14 protein-coding genes are annotated in these 17,608 nt (G+C 68.4%); 10 read left to right on the forward strand and 4 right to left on the reverse strand.

Going from position 1 to position 17,608, the window contains the following annotated elements; all coding sequences use genetic code 11:
* Positions 1-512: 512 nt before the first annotated feature.
* Positions 513-698 carry a hypothetical protein gene (locus tag ACFFJD_RS08455; RefSeq protein WP_382363076.1) on the reverse strand — a complete coding sequence of 62 codons (186 nt, stop codon included), beginning with the start codon at positions 696-698 and terminating at the stop codon, positions 513-515.
* Positions 699-1,149: 451 nt separating this feature from the next.
* On the opposite strand from ACFFJD_RS08455, the gene ACFFJD_RS08460 reads away from it, so the two are divergent.
* A complete protein-coding gene (locus tag ACFFJD_RS08460; RefSeq protein WP_382363078.1) occupies positions 1,150-1,635 on the forward strand; it encodes a hypothetical protein in 486 nt (161 codons plus the stop codon).
* A gap of 315 nt (positions 1,636-1,950) precedes the next feature.
* Here the strand turns inward: ACFFJD_RS08460 and ACFFJD_RS08465 are convergent, their stop codons facing one another.
* Positions 1,951-3,873: a MucR family transcriptional regulator gene (locus ACFFJD_RS08465; RefSeq protein ID WP_382363080.1), complete on the reverse strand. Its 1,923-nt coding sequence runs from the start codon at positions 3,871-3,873 to the stop codon at positions 1,951-1,953.
* 205 nt (positions 3,874-4,078) lie between these two features.
* Between ACFFJD_RS08465 and ACFFJD_RS08470 the strand changes: the two genes are divergently transcribed.
* Genes ACFFJD_RS08470 through ACFFJD_RS08485 form a run of 4 tightly spaced genes read left to right on the forward strand, consistent with a single transcriptional unit; the run spans position 4,079 to position 10,629 of the window.
* Positions 4,079-5,542 carry a DUF3375 domain-containing protein gene (locus tag ACFFJD_RS08470; RefSeq protein WP_382363082.1) on the forward strand — a complete coding sequence of 488 codons (1,464 nt, stop codon included), beginning with the start codon at positions 4,079-4,081 and terminating at the stop codon, positions 5,540-5,542.
* On the forward strand, positions 5,539-6,204 hold the full coding sequence (locus ACFFJD_RS08475) for a DUF4194 domain-containing protein (protein ID WP_382363084.1): 666 nt from the start codon (positions 5,539-5,541) through the stop codon (positions 6,202-6,204). The genes ACFFJD_RS08470 and ACFFJD_RS08475 overlap by 4 nt, the downstream gene beginning before the upstream one ends.
* Complete coding sequence (locus tag ACFFJD_RS08480) at positions 6,201-9,482, forward strand: ATP-binding protein (RefSeq protein ID WP_382363086.1); 3,282 nt, start codon at positions 6,201-6,203, stop codon at positions 9,480-9,482. Before ACFFJD_RS08475 ends, ACFFJD_RS08480 begins: the two co-directional genes overlap by 4 nt.
* Entirely contained in the window at positions 9,475-10,629 is a 1,155-nt protein-coding gene (locus ACFFJD_RS08485) for a Wadjet anti-phage system protein JetD domain-containing protein (protein ID WP_382363088.1), read from the forward strand. The genes ACFFJD_RS08480 and ACFFJD_RS08485 overlap by 8 nt, the downstream gene beginning before the upstream one ends.
* Positions 10,630-10,647: 18 nt before the next feature.
* Here ACFFJD_RS08485 and ACFFJD_RS08490 read toward each other — a convergent pair whose 3' ends face one another.
* Positions 10,648-11,043, reverse strand: a complete 396-nt coding sequence (locus tag ACFFJD_RS08490; protein WP_382363090.1) for a hypothetical protein — start codon at positions 11,041-11,043, stop codon at positions 10,648-10,650.
* A gap of 173 nt (positions 11,044-11,216) precedes the next feature.
* On the opposite strand from ACFFJD_RS08490, the gene ACFFJD_RS08495 reads away from it, so the two are divergent.
* Positions 11,217-12,035 (forward strand): mycofactocin-coupled SDR family oxidoreductase, encoded by an 819-nt coding sequence (locus tag ACFFJD_RS08495; RefSeq protein ID WP_382363370.1) that lies wholly within the window; start codon positions 11,217-11,219, stop codon positions 12,033-12,035.
* On the opposite strand, the gene ACFFJD_RS08500 is transcribed toward ACFFJD_RS08495, so the two are convergent.
* Positions 12,032-12,736, reverse strand: coding sequence for a transglutaminase-like domain-containing protein (locus ACFFJD_RS08500; protein ID WP_382363092.1), 705 nt, complete (start codon positions 12,734-12,736; stop codon positions 12,032-12,034). The two genes, ACFFJD_RS08495 and ACFFJD_RS08500, sit on opposite strands and share 4 nt — an antisense overlap.
* A 74-nt stretch (positions 12,737-12,810) precedes the next feature.
* Here ACFFJD_RS08500 and ACFFJD_RS08505 point away from each other — a divergent pair, with 74 nt between their 5' ends.
* From ACFFJD_RS08505 to ACFFJD_RS08520, 4 genes are all read left to right on the forward strand, one after another.
* Positions 12,811-14,964, forward strand: a complete 2,154-nt coding sequence (locus ACFFJD_RS08505; protein WP_382363094.1) for an FAD-dependent oxidoreductase — start codon at positions 12,811-12,813, stop codon at positions 14,962-14,964.
* A 60-nt stretch (positions 14,965-15,024) separates the two neighbouring features.
* Positions 15,025-15,459, forward strand: a complete 435-nt coding sequence (locus tag ACFFJD_RS08510; protein WP_246994706.1) for an OsmC family protein — start codon at positions 15,025-15,027, stop codon at positions 15,457-15,459.
* Positions 15,460-15,557: 98 nt separating this feature from the next.
* The gene (locus ACFFJD_RS08515; RefSeq protein WP_382363096.1) at positions 15,558-16,544 is read left to right on the forward strand and encodes a diaminopimelate dehydrogenase; all 987 of its coding nucleotides are present in this window, start codon (positions 15,558-15,560) and stop codon (positions 16,542-16,544) included.
* An 88-nt stretch (positions 16,545-16,632) separates the two neighbouring features.
* Positions 16,633-17,598, forward strand: coding sequence for a hypothetical protein (locus tag ACFFJD_RS08520; RefSeq protein WP_382363098.1), 966 nt, complete (start codon positions 16,633-16,635; stop codon positions 17,596-17,598).
* Positions 17,599-17,608 lie beyond the last annotated feature (10 nt).

Raw genomic sequence — 17,608 nt, forward strand, 5'->3', positions numbered from 1 at the left:
TCGCGCAAGGCTTCCGCAACCTCGACCACTACATCTTGCGGTCCCTACTGCACTCGGGTCAGCTCACCGAACGAGTCAACGCACTCTGAAATACGAAGAGCCCGTCAAGGACCGAGCCTCCTGGTTCGACATCGTGATGGGCGCAAAGGTGGTCGACGACGAGCTCACGACCGACCGAGTCGAGAAGCGGATGACACTGCCCCCGACCATTGCCGAGGCACTCCGCATGGACCTGACCTGCGGATAGGTCCTCCGATTCGCCCCCGGGAGCGACCGGGAGCGGCCAGGAATTGTCGTACACAGGTAGCCACTCCTCGCACATTGCTGGCACCGTCTCCGCCCGCCGAATCGGGCTCGCGCCGGGACCGGTATTACCGAAATCGGTCGCCAGCCATTTCCCCAATCGCACACCCCCCAACCGACCCAGAAAGAGAATAGTGACACCCTGGCAAACGATTCTGGTATCACTCATAGCTTCACTTGCCGGGTCTACCGGTGTCGCAGCGCTTATTTCACTTAAGATAGACATCACCAAGGCCCAGTAAATTGATCGGCGGAAAGAGACCCGTGATGCATGCCTTCAAGCGTTGGACGTTGTCGATGGAATTTTCGCCAACATCGATTTCATCGCAGATGGAAAGACGGTCCAGCCGCAATGGCAGACCCCTCCCTGCACCGCAGACGTTCGCCGTGTACATTCGAGGCTCCTCGTGACCTGTAAGAGCCGGCAGGTGGCGTTCGCGTTCAGGACTTGCGTTGGTTTTGGGCCGGATGAGCGGACCGCTGGCTCAATCGATGAACTTCGATCAGCAGTCCGCAAGGAACTCGGATTTGCGGGCGACTTCAATCCTGATCGGAAAGAGTCATGGCTCGCAGTTGTAACCGGCAGTCAGCCCGACTCACTTCCGGTCGATGGACCGCCAAAGTTCCACCCCTTGCCTCATGCTCGGAGGAGTTGAGGTCTGAGAATCGTTCCGAGCATCGACGCCGATGGGCGGCGCCAAGATCACGATCGCCGATCTCTTCGCCGTTCATAACTACAGCGGCAACAGCAAAGGCATTCCGCGTTGGTCTAGCCTGCGAGTAGTTTGCGTATTCTGACCAACGCCAGCTACCGGAATTGTCGTAGGCAGGTGACACACTCCTCGCATGATGCTGCCGCCAGACCCCGCCAACCAATCCTCCGACCCCTTCGCCTACGACGAGCCACGCGGCACCTGCCCGAAGTGCGGAAGCGGCGAAGTGACCCACTTCTTCTGGGGCATGCCCACCCAGGCGACCTACGAGAACAGCCCTGCGTGGGTGTCGTTCGGAGGGTGCTGTCTCCCCGAGGTCATGGCCGACCGAGCGTGCAGTAGCTGCGGCTATGAGTGGGCAATCGACGACGACGGCAATCCGGTGACCCCACGACGACTTGGCAGCAACGGGCGGGTCCGCGCAAGACTGTGGAACTTCGACGGCCGGCACAACGACGTCGCCGGAGCCGTCCCGCCCGGCGAGGATCAGGACCGCGTCGTGGAGGGAGAACTCCTCATCGAGGAGGCCAACGCCCCGTTCGGCAAGTTCCAATTCCTCGTCGCCGAAGACGACGGCCAAATCACCTGGGTGGAAGAAGACACCGTCAAGCGGTGTTAACCGTTGAACCCTGGGTGCCGGGGTGCGTTCCGGCCCTGGCGTCGGCCCGAAACGGTTCCCTCAAAACCCTACAAAGATGCCATCGAAACTTTGCAGAATCGTACATGTGTTCCCATGAATTATGGCCCTACTCTGTAAGTAGGGCGACAGCCCTGCCTGCTCTCCCCCTCCACGAGGGAGGGTGCGCGTTCTTTGAGAAGTTCATATCGACAACCGGAGAAATCCGGGGAGGCCCCGCACCGTGAGAGCGCTCGGCCTCCCCCGGTCGACGAGCCATGCCCGCATCACCCATTCGGGTCGGCCCGAGGCACCGAACTACGTCCTGCGCCAGTTCGCCGGCCGGGTAGTGCCGTGCCGCTCCTGATACTGCGCCCACGACAGTTGGCTGCCGTCGTCGGCGCGGTGGGCGGGAGCGTGCCGTCCGAGGCTGGCGAACCACAGCCCGCATTCGTGACACTGGGAACGATCACCGTCGTCGAACAGCTCCCCGTACCGGCTCAGCCGGAACGGCGCGGTCGGTGCCCAGGTGTCGTCCGGGCGCATGCGCAGCAGCTCGGTCATCACAGCCGAATCCTTCACGCCGATGTGATCGGCGAAGTCACGCAGATTCAGGTGCCGCGCCGCCAGATCCGCCAGCGCGTCCTCCCACGATCCGTATCCGTGCGCCGCCAACCGCTCGGTCCACAGATTCTTGGGCTCGCGGTCGGTCGGCCGCGCCGTGGCCGCCGCCCACAGGTCGTCGGACAGACCGTGCCGCTCGCGATAGGCCTGCACCGTCAGCTTCCGGCCGTCCGCCATGTGCGACGGAATGTGCTTCGTCATCCGCCTGAACCACAGGCCGCACTCATGGCACTGCGAGTAGTCCTCGTCCCGCGCGAGTACTCCGGGCCTGCTCAATCGGTACGGCTTGTTGGCCGCCCACGGGTCGCCGGAGATCGATTTCGCGATCACCGTCGGCAACGCATCGCTGCGCACACCCAACTGTTCACCGAGCTCCGCCAACCCGAAGTGCTCAACCGCCGCAGCGATGATCGCCTCCTCCCACGAGGCATATCCGGCCTGAGCCAGCCGCGGTCCCCACAGGTCCTCCTTGGCGCGGCGCACATTGCCCCGACTACGCAGCGACAGCTCCGCCGAAAGCCCGTGGCGCGTGCGATACCCGTCCTCGGTCAGGCGGTCACCGTCGTCGTCGACGTGCCCGGTCAGGTGTCTCGTCAACGACCCGAACCACAGTCCGCATTCGTGGCACTGCACCCGGTGCCCGTCATCGGCCAGCGTCCCGGTGACGCTGGTGCGCAAGTGCGCGGTGGCAGCGAACGGGTCCTGCGGGTTGGCCACGCTGATCCGCTTGAGGAGGGTGTCGCGACGGATATGCACCAGCTCAGCCAGCTCCGTCGACGTCAGATGTTCGACGATGCCGTGCGCCAGCAGGTCGGTGGGATCGGTGAAACCCGCCACGCGCGCCCGCGCGGCCATGTCCTCGAACGACGACAGCTGTTTGCCACGAGCGATGTTCCGTTCGCGGGCGGCGGCGCTGCGGGCGGACCGGTCCAGCGACCAGTCCGGATCCAACCGATCCAACTCGGCGACGGCCCGCCGCGGCAACTTGCCGGCCGCCTTCTCGTAGCGCAGCTGGGTGAGCCAGCTCGACAACGCTCCCCGGGTGTTCAGCAGACTGCCGTGCCGCTCGGCGTGCTCGGCCGCCGCACGCGCCCGACGCTTCCACAGCGGCGGCAGCACCACGCCGTCGGCCAACCCGACCGCACGCGCCTGCTGGTGGGTGATGTCCAGCTTGCGGGCGATATCCGCCCACCCCTTGTCGTGCTCGATGGCCCAGTCGACGGCGGCCTGCCACGACGACCAGCCCGCGTCGGCGAGCCTCCTCGACCACAGTTCCTCCGCCAGCACCTCGTACTCGGCGCCCACCGGACCGCGGTCGGGATAGGTGGCGGCAACAAACCGCGGCAGCTCCATCTCGCCGGCCTGGTCGATCCGCTGCAAAGCGTTGGCCCGCGCCAGATTCCGATGGGCGTCCGCCGCCAGCGGGATGGTGGCCGGCAGATCCCACTCGTGTCGGTACTGCTCGGACGTGAGGTCGTGCACGGGCAGGTGGCTCGACAACGAGCGATACCAGCCGCCGCACTCGTGACACTGCACACGTTCGCCGTCCGTGGCGAGAACTCCCCGCACCGATTCGGTAGGCGGCGCCGAATCTGGGCTCGTCCTCCTCGTCGCCACGTGTCCCCCTCAGCTACTCGCGTCGTGCGCGTCGATCTTTCCGCGTCGACCCTACGTTGCCGCACGGCGGCTGGGCCTTGCGGAAGCCGCAAGACCAGGCCTGCTCACCACAGGCCCCCATGCTGCCGGTCTCCGAACCACTGTCGGAGCCTCGTGATTCCATAGCTTCAGAACCGGTGTCGACCGGTAGAGCGGAGGGGAAGTCATGTCCGTGGTGGGCGACGTGTACCGCATCTCGGCTTTACGTTCCGACGATGCAGCGTGGGCCCTGCTGCGCGCAAAGAACGCACCGGTGATCCTCGCGCTCCTCGGCCGGCACTTCAGCGACGGCGTCCGACGACTCCCCGCCCCCGAATTATTCGCCCTCCTCGACACCGACCTCGAAGAACTCCGTGACAGCGGAGCAGACCTGCCCAATACCGGCCAGGGCTACTGCGCCGAGTGGGTCCGCTCCGGATTCCTCCTGCGACGCTCCTCCGCCGCCGCCCGCGAAGAATCGCTGGAGCCGACCGACGGCGCCTTCGCCGCCCTCGACTTCGTCGGCTCCCTGCGCACACCGGTTACATCGGTCACCGAGTCCCGCTTGTCGACGCTGTCGACGCAGCTGAGCGCCCTGGCCCGGGACTCCGATCCGGACACCGAGTCCCGGCTCGCCCGACTCCGCGCCGAGCGCGACGCGCTCGACCGCCGGATCGCCGCCGTCGAATCCGGCGACTTCCCGGTCCTCAGCGGGGCCCGCGCGCTCGAACGCACCCGCGAGATCCTCGCCCTCGCTTCCGAGGTGCCCGCCGACTTCGCGCGGGTCCGCACCGATTTCGACGAACTGAACCGCAGTCTGCGCGCGCGGATTCTCGACGACGAGAACGACCGCGGCGACACCCTCGGCGACGTCTTCCGCGGTGTCGACCTGATCGCCGAGTCTGACTCCGGCCGCAGCTTCGCCGCGTTCTACGACACCATCCTCGATCCGGCCCGCTCCGCCGAGATCGACGATGCGATCACCGCCGTCCTGGACCGACCGTTCGCCGCCGAGCTCGACGCCGACCAGCGTCGCAAGCTGCGCCGACTGCTCACCGACATGGAGGTCGCCGCCGGCGAGGTCCACGAGATCATGACGTCGCTGTCCCGCTCACTGCGCCACTTCGTGCAGTCCCGCGCCTACGAGGAGCACCGCCGCATTCAGCAGCTGATCCGATCGGCGCAGCAGAAGGCCACCGCCGTCGCTGAGGTTCGGCGACCGTTCGACGTCCTCGACCTCGACCTGGTCCGGGTGGGCATGGCGATCGAATCGATCACCTCGCTGCGCATGCACAATCCGGCCGACGACCGCGTCACCGACGAGGTGGTGGTGCACGAGTCGGGGGTGGCCGACCTCGCCGATCTCCGCGCGCTGGTCCGCGAATCCGAGATCGACTTCGACGAACTCACCGCCGACGTCGCCGACATTCTCGCCACCAAGGCCCAGGCTACCGTCGGTGACGTGCTCGCCGACCACCCCGCGACGCAGGGCCTGGCCAGCGTCGTCGGGCTCCTGGTCCTGGCCACCCGGCACGGACATCGCGTCGACGGCACCGAACACATCACCTGGACGTCGGTCCGCGGCACCCCGCGCTCGGCGGTCATCGCCCGCCATCAATACGACCCGACTGCCCCGGAGCTGCAACGATGAGCCCCTACGATCCTGCGTCCGACGCCGACCACGACGCCTCGGCCGATGATCTCGCAACGACGGCGCGCTACCCCGGTGACACCGGCGAACTGGCCCTGCCGAGCCGTCGCGCCCTGATCCAGCTCCTCAAAGGCCCGCTGATCACGTCGACGAAGCACGCCGAGATCTGGCGCACCGTGATCAGCGATCAACGCCTCCTCCGGTCCCGCCTCGCGGACGTCTTCCTCGACTTGGTGATCGACGAGGAGAACGAGATCGCCTTCACCCGGCCGGCCGACACCGGCGAGACCGTCGACGCCCCGAGCGTGCTGCGCACCGAACGACTCACCTTCATGGACACCGTGATGCTGCTCGCGCTCCGCCAGTTGCTGCTGCGCGCCCAACCCGGCGAACGCGTGATCATCGATCGCGACGAGATCGCCGACCAGCTCGAGGTGTACCGCCGCCACACCAACACCGACCCGGCCGGCTACCGCAAGCGGATCGACTCGTCGTGGAGCAAGCTCACCAAATACTCCCTGCTGAACAAGACCACCTCGGAAGACCGCATGGAGATCTCCCCCGTACTCCGCCAACTGTTCGACGCCGAGCAGGTCGCACTCGTCGGCGCCGAGTTCGACCGCATTCTCGCCGCGACCGACGACGAGCAGGAGCAGTCATGACCGCCGCGCCCGACCAGCGCCGCCTGGCCCGCGTCCAGATCCACAACTGGGGAACCTTCGACGGCTACCACCAGATCCCGATCTCCCGGGACGGCTACCTGATCACCGGCAATTCCGGCTCCGGCAAGTCGACCCTGCTCGACGCGATCTCCGCCGTCCTGATGTCCGGAGACCGCGTCCAGTTCAACGCCGCTGCGCAGGAATCCGACCGCTCCGGCCGCACCCTCGTCAGCTACATCCGCGGCGCCTGGCGTCGGGACACCGACGCCGAATCGGACGTGCTGGTCAGCAGCTACCTCCGCACCGGTGCCACCCGCAGCGCCGTCGCCCTCACCTATCGAACCGCCGACGACCAGCCGCCGGTCACCCTGCTCAAACTGATGCATCTGGGCCGCGCGAAGAACACCAACGCCGACGTCTCACACCTGCACATCGTGATCGACGACGAACTCGACCTCACCGACATCCTCCCCTTCATGAGCGACGGGATCGACCGCCGCGCCATCCGCAAGCGCTGGCCGGAAGCCGACGTCAATCCGTCCTACGCCCCGTTCGCCCGCAAGTTCCGGTCCCGGCTCGGCATCTCCACCGAGTCCGCGCAGCGACTTCTGCACCGCACCCTGTCGGCCAAGAGCCTGGCCAGCCTCGACCAGCTGTTCCGCGACTACATGCTCGACCCGCCGGAGACCTTCGGCCTCGCCGACCGGGCCGTCGAGCAATTCCAAGACCTGCGCGAGGCGCACCGCGTCGTAGTTGATGCCCGCCGTCAAGTCGAGGCCTTGGCCCCGCTCACCGATCTGGCCCGCACTCGGGAGGAGTCGCTGGCCGTGGCGACCGCCACCGAGGAGGAAGCCACCTGGCTCGACGCGGCCCACGCGCAACGCACCGCCGAGATCCTGCGGGGTGAACTCACCGAGCTCGCCTCGCAGACCCCGCTCATCGAAGAAGCCACCGCCGCGGCCCGCGCCGACGACACGCAGGCCCGCGACGCGGTGCTCGACGCGAAGGTCGCCGTCGAGCAGCTCGGCAGCGGCCGCTTGACGGTGCTGAACAATCAGCGCGAGCAGCAGCAGGAGGCGGTCCGCCGAGTGACGGCTCGGCGCACCCAGCTCGAGCGCGCCGTGACCGCGTGGGGCGGTAGCGTCCCGTCCGACATCGAGGCCTTCACCCGCCTGCAGGGCCAGCTCGAAGACCAGCTCACCGACTCCGCGCGCGGCCACGAAGACCGGCACCGCGAGCTGTACGAACTCTCCGCGCGACGCGCTCAGGCGCAGGAGAAGTCGCGCACGCTCGTCGCCGACCGCGAAGCACTCGCCCGGCGACGCTCCAACCTCGACCCGGAACTGTTGCGTGCACGCGAGATCCTGTGCGCAGCAACATCGTTGACCGAAGATCTGCTCCCGTTCGCCGGTGAGCTGCTGCAGGTCCAGAGCGACCAGTCCGAATGGATCGGCCCCATCGAGCGAGTGCTGGGCCCGCTCGGGCGCACGCTGCTGGTGCCCGACGAGCACTATCGCGCAGTCGCCGCCGCCGTGGACCAGAACCGGATGGGCGCACGCCTCGTCTATCGACGACTCCCGCGGCACACCAACCGGGCACCGCGCCGAACCGGTCCCGCCTCGCTGGTGCGGAAGGTCGACGTCGCCCCCGGACCGATGGCCGAATGGCTCCAACAGCACCTCGCCGACCGGTACGACTACGCGTGCATCGACGACTCCCGGGACTTCGGCGCCCACGACCGCGCCGTGACCCGCGCCGGGCAGGTCAAGCACTCCGTCGAACGGCACGAGAAGGACGACCGGCGTGCCATCGATGACCGACGACGCTGGGTACTCGGCTTCGACAACGAGGACAAGCTGAACGACCTGCGCAGTCGGATCGACGAGCTGGACGCCGAGGCCGCCACCCTCACCGCGCGGTTGGATCAGCTCGATCGCGCCGACCAGCAGATCGCGGCCCAAAATCGTGCCGCGCAGACCGTGCTCGACGCCCAGTGGCCGGAGATCGACCTCGCTAGCGCGCAGGCCGAGCTCGACACGCTCGACACCCGGATCGCGCAGTGGCAGCAGGAGAACCCCGAGCACTCCGCGCTGACCCATCGCTACGAGGAGGCCGCCGCCGTCGCCGAACAGTCCGCGGCTGCCCTCGTCGCGGCCGTCTCTGCGGAGCGGGCACACCACGCCGAGATCACGCGCCGCACCGACCTGCTCGCCAAGGGTGCGGCCACCGACCACGAGCCGGTGCCCGACGCGATCGCCTTCCGGCTCGACGAGCGGTACCGGGCCGTCGCCCGCCGCATCACCAGCGGCAACGTCGATTCCGCGTTGCACACGGTGAGCAAGGCGATCACCGCGGAGCAGCAGCGCGCGAGCCGAGAGCTCAGTCGCGCCAACGACGGCATCGTCCGCGTCCTGGCGAAGTACCTCAGTGAATGGTCCGCCAGAACCGGCGAACTGCGCGCCGAACCGGACTTCGCCGACGACGCGCTGGCCGTGCTGAATCGGCTGCGCGCCGAAGGTCTGCCCAACTACGAGAACCGCTTCTTCGAGATGCTCAAGGAGCAGTCCACACAGAATCTCGGTCGGCTCGCGCTGACCATCCGACGGGCACCGGGCGAGATTCGCGACCGGATCGATCCGGTCAACGACTCCCTGCGCGCCTCCCCGTTCGACACCGACCGCTGGCTGCGCATCCAGGTCCGCGAACGCCGATCGCAGCGGGCCGCCGAGTTCCTCGACGCCCTGACCGCCACCTCGACGGGCTCCTGGGCACAGGAGTCGAAGGCCGACGCCGAGGCCCGTTTCCTCCGGATGTCCGAACTGCTCGACCGCCTCGGTTCCTCGGAACCCGCTGACCGACGCTGGCGGCTCCAGGTCCTCGACACCCGCCTGCACGTCGGCTTCATCGGTGAGGAGTTCGACGACGACGGCGAGATCCGCAACTATCACGATTCCTCGGCCGGGCTGTCCGGCGGCCAGGCCCAGAAGCTCGTGTTCTTCTGTCTGGCCGCCGCCCTGCGCTACCAGCTGAGCCCTGACGGCAGCGGCGTCCCGCGCTACGGAACGGTGATCCTGGATGAGGCCTTCGACCGCGCCGACGCCACCTACACCCGGCGCGCTCTCGACGTCTTCGACCAGTTCGGCTTCCACCTGGTGCTGGCCACTCCGCTGAAGCTGCTGCAGACGTTGGAGGACTACATCGGCGGCGCCGCCACCATCAGCATTCGCGACAGCAAGCACTCCCAGATCGACCTCGTCGAATGGTCGACCGATGGCTAACACCGAGGGTCGCCAGCTCAGCCCGGCCCAGACCGCGGACCGCGCCGGCACTGCCGTGCGGTCCCGACTCCGCCAGTGGCTGACCGATCCGATTGCGGCACAGACGGATTCGGTCAGCATCGGCTTGCACCCGCCGACAGAACGACTCGTCGCCGTCGACCCGGATGCCGCCCGCGCGTGGGTCCGGTTGTGGCAGAACTACACCGGGCCCGGCGTCGTCGACTGGGAGCCCCGACGCTGGCCGAGCTTCGGCACCCAGGACGTTCCCGTGCGACTGCGGCTGACCGGCGTCGAGGAGATCTGCCGCTCCGCGGGCGCGGGCGCGCGCTGGCAGCGGCTGCGGACCCGGCGCGATGCGCTGGCCGCGCTGGCGGCACCCGAGGACTTCCCCGCCGTCGTCGCGAAGAACGTCAAGCGTTGGGAGTCGTTGTCCGACACCGACTTCACGAGACTTCTCGCGACGGCGTCCTGGCTTCTCGCCCACCCTGAGTCGGGGCTGTTGATCCGCCAGTTGCCGATCGAAGGCGTCGACACCAAATGGCTCGCCGCGCATCGTGGCCTCGTCGACAGCCTGGTCCTCGGTGCCACCGGATCCACCGGCCTCGGTATTCGCACGCTTCCGTCGTTCTACGAGATCGCGCTGCTCGACGACGCGATCCTGCCCGGCATGCCCCGTGTGTTCGCCGCCACCATCGACAGTCTCGCCGCCTTGCCGGTGGCCCCGTCGCGGGTCGTGATCTTGGAGAACCGCGAGGGCGTGCACGCGCTGCCACCCATCGCCGACACCATCGCGCTGCACGGCGGCGGCAACGCGGTCACGTCCATGGCGCACTTCGGCTGGCTCGCCGACGCCGACGTCGTCTACTGGGGTGACCTCGACACGCACGGCTTCGTCATCTTGGATCGGCTGCGCCGCCGGCTCCCGCACGTGCGCAGCCTGCTGATGGACCCGGCGACGTTCCACCGGTGGACACACCTGGCGATTCCTGAGCCCGCGCCGGCGACCGAAGCACCGACGATCCTGACCGCTACCGAACAGCAGGCGCTGGCGGACGTCCGCGCCGCGTCCCTCCGTTTGGAGCAGGAACGCATCCCGTGGCCCTACGTTCTCGACCGCCTCACCGCGGCAGGCCTCGCCCCGACCTGACGTGCCGGCTGCCCGACGTCACCGGCTCGCGCGGGCGCGCAGGATCTTCTCCAGGTCCCGCTTGCCGGTGACCTTGACGAGCGGAATGCTGTCGATCTGGTCGAAGGTCAGCACCTGCTCGGGGCGGGTGATCCACGCGACGTCGTCCTTCGACGGCTCGGGCACCGCGGCGGCGGCGTCGCAGAAGTCCCAGGCGTCGATCGAGTCGTGCTCCCACTGCCGCTCGCCCTCGGGCAGCTGGTGGTCGGCGGAGATGAACCAGTTGGCGATCAGTCGTTCCTGCCCGGGCAGCAGGGTCCAGAACTTCACGCGGTCGATCCGGGCGTGCGCGTCCGGCCGGGACACCGCGACCCACGCGAGGCTGCCGTCGGTGTCGAGCATCCGCCAGAACTGCCACTTCTTGAAATCAACCATCGTCGCTCCCCTCCTACGCAGGCCCCCTTGCGGACCGCTCTACGTGCATAGTCGCAGGCGCATCCGACATCGATCAGGACCAATGTCCCCGCATGTCCGATTCGCCGGACAGCGTCGTCGAACAGCGATTGACTGCAAAGCGATACGTACGCAACGAGATTGAGGAGCAGATCATGGGTGGACGACTCGACGGACAGGTAGCACTGGTCACCGGTGCGGCACGCGGACAGGGACGCGCGCACTGCCTGCGCATGGCTTCCGAAGGCGCCGACATCATCGCCGTCGACCTGGCCGCACCGCTCCCCGACGCGGTCCCCTACGAATCGGCCACCCCCGACGACCTCGCCGAAACCCGCCGCCTCGTCGAAGAGACCGGCCGCACCATCATCACCGCGCAGGCCGACGTCCGCGACCTCGACGCCCTGCGCGCCATCGTCGACGACGGCGTCGCCCAGCTCGGCAAACTCACGGCGGTCATCGCCAATGCCGGCATCTGCATTCCGGTGATCTGGGACCAGACCTCGCCGCAATTGTTCGACGACGTGATCGGCGTGAACGTCCGCGGCGTCTGGAACACGGTGATGGCTTCAGCGCAGCACGTGATCGACTCGGGCGGCGGCTCGATCATCCTGATCAGCTCGTACGCCGGTAAGAAGGTCCAGCCGTTCATGGTTCCGTACACCACCAGCAAGCACGCGGTCACCGGCATGACCCGCGCCTTCGCCGCCGAGCTCGGGCAGTACAACGTGCGCGTCAACAGCATTCACCCCGGCGGCGTCGCCACCCCGATGGGTGGCGGTGACATGGTGGCCGAACTCGAACGCACCGGCGCCAGCAATCCGAAGCTCAACCTGATGGCCACCACCTTCACCGAGCAGACCTACGCCGAACCGGAGGAGATCGCCGCGGTCGCGGCCTTCCTGGCCTCCGACGACTCCAAGTTCATGACCTCCGAACACCTCAGCGTCGACGGCGGTTCGCAGTACTTCTAGTCGTGGAAAGCCTCGTCCACCACGTCGGACATCGCGTCGACGCCGCCGGTCATCGCCGGACCGTAGGCCGCGAGGATCGCCGTCAACATCTGGTCGAACGGCAGGTCGGTGTACTGGCCGTGGTCGCGCAGGTACTCCATGTGCCGGTGACCGGCGACGTCGTACGAGTGCATCAGCGCGTCCGACCGGCCGTCGAACTCGAGCCTCTTGGTGCCGAACCGCTCGCACATCTCGCGGTTGAACGCGGGGCTCGCCTTGCGCCATTCGCCGTCGATCCAGATGGTGCTGTAGCCGTGGTAGACGAACAGGTCGGTGCCCATCAGGGCGCGCAGCTTCTCGCTCTGCAGGTGGTTGCGCACGTCGGCGAAACCGAGTCCGGCGGGGATCCCCACTGCACGACAGGCCGCGGTCAGCAGAACCGACTTCGGAACGCACCAGTTGGCGCCGCCGGCCAGTACCGCGGAGGCGCGGAAGGCCGCCGGGTCGTCGTTCACGCTGTACGGGTCGTAGCGCCAGCCGTCGCGCACGGCCTCGAACAGCGCCACCGCCTTCTCCCGGTCGGTCTGCGCGCCCGCGGCGGCGATCGTGGCGGTCGCGAAGTCGACGATCCGCGGATCGTCGGAGTCGATGAACCACGTCGGCGCGCTGCAGGAATCCTGAGCCGGCGTGGCGACGAGGTCGGCCGAAACGGTGTGCGTCATACCTCCAGCATGGCCCACGCCGATCCGCCGCAGAACCCGGGTCGACGTCCCGCCGCCGGACATACAGTGGACTCATGGCCCCCACCACTAACTCTTATTCACATCTGCTCGCCCCCGGCAAGATCGGCCCGATGACGCTGAGCAACCGCGTCGTCATGTCGGCGATGGACATGAACCTGTCCACCGACGGCGTGATCGAACCCGGCGACGTCGACCACTTCGTCGCTCGCGCGGCCGGCGGCACCGGCATGATCATCACCGGCTGCTGCTCGGTGGGCTATCCGGCGGGCAGCACCAGCACCAAGGAACCCGGCCTCTCGTCGGACCACTTCATCCCGGGGTTGAAGGCGTTGGCCGACGGTGTGCACGCGGCCGGCTCCAAGCTGTGCGTGCAGATGGTGCACCACGGCAAGGTCGCCCGCATCGACACCATTCAGGACCGTCCGCTGCAGGTGGTCTCCGAACCCCGCGACCAATACGACCTGAGCGCCCTCGCCGACAACACCCCCGACGAGCTCGCCAAGATGGCGGCGGTGACCGGCGGCAAGGCGCCCAGCTATCACGCGGTGACGCTCGACGACATCGCCGAGATCACCGCGCAGTTCGCCGACGCGGCCCGGCGTGTGCGCGATGCCGGCGCCGATGCCGTGGAGATCCACTGCGCCCACGGCTATCTCCTCAGCGGCTTCCTCACCCGCACCGACAACCGCCGCACCGACCAGTACGGCGGCTCCATGGAGAATCGGGCCCGCTTCGCCTGCGAGGTGATCACCGCGGTTCGGAACGTGGTCGGGAACGACCTCGCGATCCTGGTCCGCGTCTCCGGCAGCGAATACGGCGAGGAGGGTTGCCTCACCACCCCCGAGGCGACGATGGCCGCGAAACTGTTCGAGGCCGCCGGCGCCGACGCGATCGACGTGACCGGCTGGGGCCGCAATCCGTTCTCCAACTTCACCGACGGCCCGCTGCCGGACAAGATCGGCGCCTTCGTCGACACCGCCGCCGCGGTGAAGGCCGCCGTGACCATTCCGGTGATGACCGTCGGCCGGGTGCTCCCCGAGGTCGGCGAGCGCGCGCTCGCCGAGGGGAAGGCCGATTTCGTCGCGATGGGCCGCCAGCTGCTGGCCGACCCCGACCTGGTGAACAAGCTCGCCGCCGGCACGCCCGAGCGCGTCCGTCCGTGCATCAACTGCTACGTCTGCGTGCAGGAGAACTTCTGGGACGACACCCCGATCTGCGCGGTGAACCCGGCCCTGGGCGACGAGGACAAGACTCCGCTCACCCGCGTCCGAGCCGCCGTGTCCAAGCACGTCGTGGTGGTCGGCGCCGGCCCCGCCGGGCTGGAGACCGCGCGCGTCGCGGCGCAGCGCGGCCACCGCGTCACCGTGCTCGACAAGGTGGACCGTCTCGGCGGCACGCTGTGGTTCTCGTCGCTCACCACCCCCGCGAATTACCCACTGCTGGAATGGCTTTCCGGTGAGACGGCGCGCCTGGGCGTCGACATCCGACTGAACACCGAGGCGACGGCGTCGTCGATCACGGCGCTCAAGCCCGACGCCGTGGTGATCGCCACCGGCGCCGTCCGCGACCGGCCGACGGTGCCCGGCGGCGACCTGTCGCACGTGCACACCGGCGACACCATGCGCGCCCTGATGACCGGCGTCGGCGACACCTCCGGTCAGGCCTGGTACCTGCGCGCCGCCGGTCGGCTCGGCAAGCTGACCGGGCTCACCAAGACCCCGGCGCGCATCGCCAAGCTCACCCGCACCATCCTGCCGGTGGGCCGCAACGTGGTGGTGATCGGCGGCTCGCTGGTGGGACTGGAGTTGGCCGAGTTCCTCGGCGAACGCGGCCGCCACGTGACGCTCTTGCACGACGGTCAGCAGCTCGGCCTGCCGATGGCGCTGCCCCGCCGGTGGACCGCGGTGCGCCACGCCAAGGAAGCCGGCGTCACCATCCACCGGAACACCCGGGTCACGCGGATCACCCGCGACACCGTCGACTTCGAGATGGACGTGGTGGACCGCCGCGGCACGGTGACCGAGACCAAGACGATGAGCGCGCCCGCCGCGATGGTCATCATGGCCTCCGGCGTCTCAGCCGCCGCGCCCCTCGCCGACCAGCTGCGACCGCTGGTCCCCGAGGTGCACGTGGTGGGCGACGCCGGTGCCGTCGACTACATCCAGGGCGCCATTCACACCGCCTGGCCGGTGGCGTCGGCGCTCTGACCGCGGACGGCGTCGTCGATCCCACCCGGGATTAATACCCCTAGGGGTATAGTGAGAGGCATGCAGAAACTACCGCATCACTACGACGCCTGCGCCCTCAGCGAGCCGGGCGAGGCGATCACCGTCTCCTCGCCCGGTCTCGACGCCCTCACCACCGAGACGCCGCCCGAGTTCGGCGGACCGGAGGGGATGTGGTCGCCGGAGACCCTGATGATGGGCGCGGTCGCGAACTGCTTCATCCTCACGTGGCGGGCCATCGCCGCGCACAACGGTGTCGAGTGGATCGACATGCGCGTCGACGTCACCGGCGAACTGGATCGCGTCGAGCGTGTCACCCGCTTCACCAAGGTCGTCCAAAAGGCTTACCTGGTGGTCCCGACCGGCGCCGACCGCGCCAAGCTCGAGGAACTCCTGGCCAAGACCGAGACGTCGTGCCTGGTGGCCAATTCGATGAACGCCGAGTTCGTCCTCGAAACGGAGATCACCGAGGCCTGACCGGCCGATGCGGTGATCGGCGGCGTCGAGTCCGGCCGCTAGACTCGACGCCGTTATGCCGGTTTGTCCGGCGGGTAGTACGACGAGAGGTCCAGGCAGTGACTACGCAGATTCGGGTCGGCATCGTCGGCTACGGCAACCTCGGCCGCGGCGTGGAGACCGCCATCGGACTCAACCCGGACATGAGCCTGGTCGGCGTCTTCACCCGCCGCGCCCCGGAAACCGTTGCGACGGTTGGCGATTCGACGCCGGTCTTCGCGATGAGCGACCTGGAGGCCGGGCGCGACGACATCGACGTCCTCGTCCTGTGCGGCGGCTCGGCCACCGACCTGCCCGAGCAGAGCCCGGCGCTCGCGGCCAAGTACTGCATCGTCGACAGCTACGACAACCACGCGAAGATCCCCGAGCACTTCGCCGCGGTCGACGCCGCGGCCCGCCCGGCCGGCACCACCGCCGTGATCTCCACCGGCTGGGATCCGGGCCTGTTCTCGCTGAACCGCGTATTCGGCGAGGCACTGCTCGCCCAGGGCAGCACCTACACGTTCTGGGGCCGCGGCCTCAGCCAGGGTCATTCCGACGCGCTGCGCCGCGTACCCGGCGTGGCCGGCGGCGTGCAGTACACGCTGCCGTCGGAGACCGCGATCGAGCGCGTCCGCGCCGGCGAGAACCCCGAGCTGTCCACGCGCGAGCGCCACACCCGCCAGTGCTTCGTGGTGCTGGCCGACGGCGCCGACGCCGACACGGTGCGCGCGGCGATCGTGAACATGCCGAACTACTTCGAGCCCTATGACACCACCGTCGAGTTCATCACCGCCGAGGAGCTGGAACGCGACCACCAGGGAATGCCGCACGGCGGCTTCGTAATTCGCAGCGGCACCACCTCCGAGGGCACCAAGCAGGTCATCGAGTACAGCCTCACCCTGGAGTCCAATCCGGAGTTCACCGCCAGCGTGCTCGTGGCCTACGCCCGCGCCGCCGCGCGCCTGAACAAGGCCGGCGACATCGGCGCCAAGACCGTGTACGACATCGCCCCCGGTCTCCTCTCCCCGCTCTCCCCCGAGGAACTCCGCGCCAACCACCTCTGAGCGTTCCCGACGCCGGCGGCGCGGACTGCGCGGCGCAGCGGACTCATAATCCGTTGGCCATGTCGTAGGCCCGTGCTTTCCTGACGCCATGGTCAAGCTCGGACTGATCCTCGTCGTCCTCGTCGCGGGCGTCTTCGCGGTGTCCGCTGCCGCGACGCTCCTGTGGTCGTTGTGCGCCATGCTCGCTGCGCTGATCCTCGCTCCGTTCCAGCACGGAACCGCGCGCCGACAGCAGCGGATCGCGCGGCGACGGCGCCGGGCCGAGGACGCCCACCCGCTGGCGCAGTTGGAGCGCCGCCGCCGCGCCGGACGCATCGACCGGCAGGCACAGTGCGACGAGTTGCTTGCCGACGTCCGCGCCCGGCGGTGGACGCGCGAGGACACTCCCCAGAAGGCCCACGGCTATCTGGTGCTGGCGTGGGATCAGTGGACCAGCAATGAGTTCGCCGATCGCCCGGTGCGCTCGTCCGGCTGGTTCAGCAGTCAGGACGGACCGGCCGACGACTCCCTGCCCGCACGCCTGGCGCACGACTACGTCCTCGCCGACGAGGACAAGACCGCGCTGCGCCGGCTGCAGAACCACAGCCTCGGGCAGTTCCCGTGGGTGGCGGCGCAGATCGTCCACCGGATCGCCGGGCGACCGGTGTGGGAGCACGACTTCTTCGACGAGCACGCCGTCCGCCTCGACCTGGTCGACGAGCTGACCGCCATCGGCGCCCGCGCTCGCGCACTCAACGCGCAGCAGGCCCAACTCGGCCCCGCGCCGAGCGGCGACCTCCGCGAAGACCCCGACGTGGTGGACCTCTACGTCCGCAAGGCGGACCTCATCGACGAGGCCGTCGACCAGCTCCTCGAGCGTGTCAGCGCGCTGGCTTCCTTCGCGGAGATGGTCGACCGCGTGCAGGCCATGCATCGCGACCAGCGCTACCGCGCTCGCCTGGAATCCTCCGACGACCTCGAGCAGATGGTCGAGACCGAGGTCGACCGCCACGAGAGCGCCCGCGTGCAGCAGGCCGCCGCCGACTCCGCCGCGGCCACTGCCCTGTTCACCTGACGGGGGCGGT

The sequence above is a fragment of the Gordonia phosphorivorans genome (assembly GCF_042432625.1).
GTDB lineage: Bacteria > Actinomycetota > Actinomycetes > Mycobacteriales > Mycobacteriaceae > Gordonia > Gordonia phosphorivorans.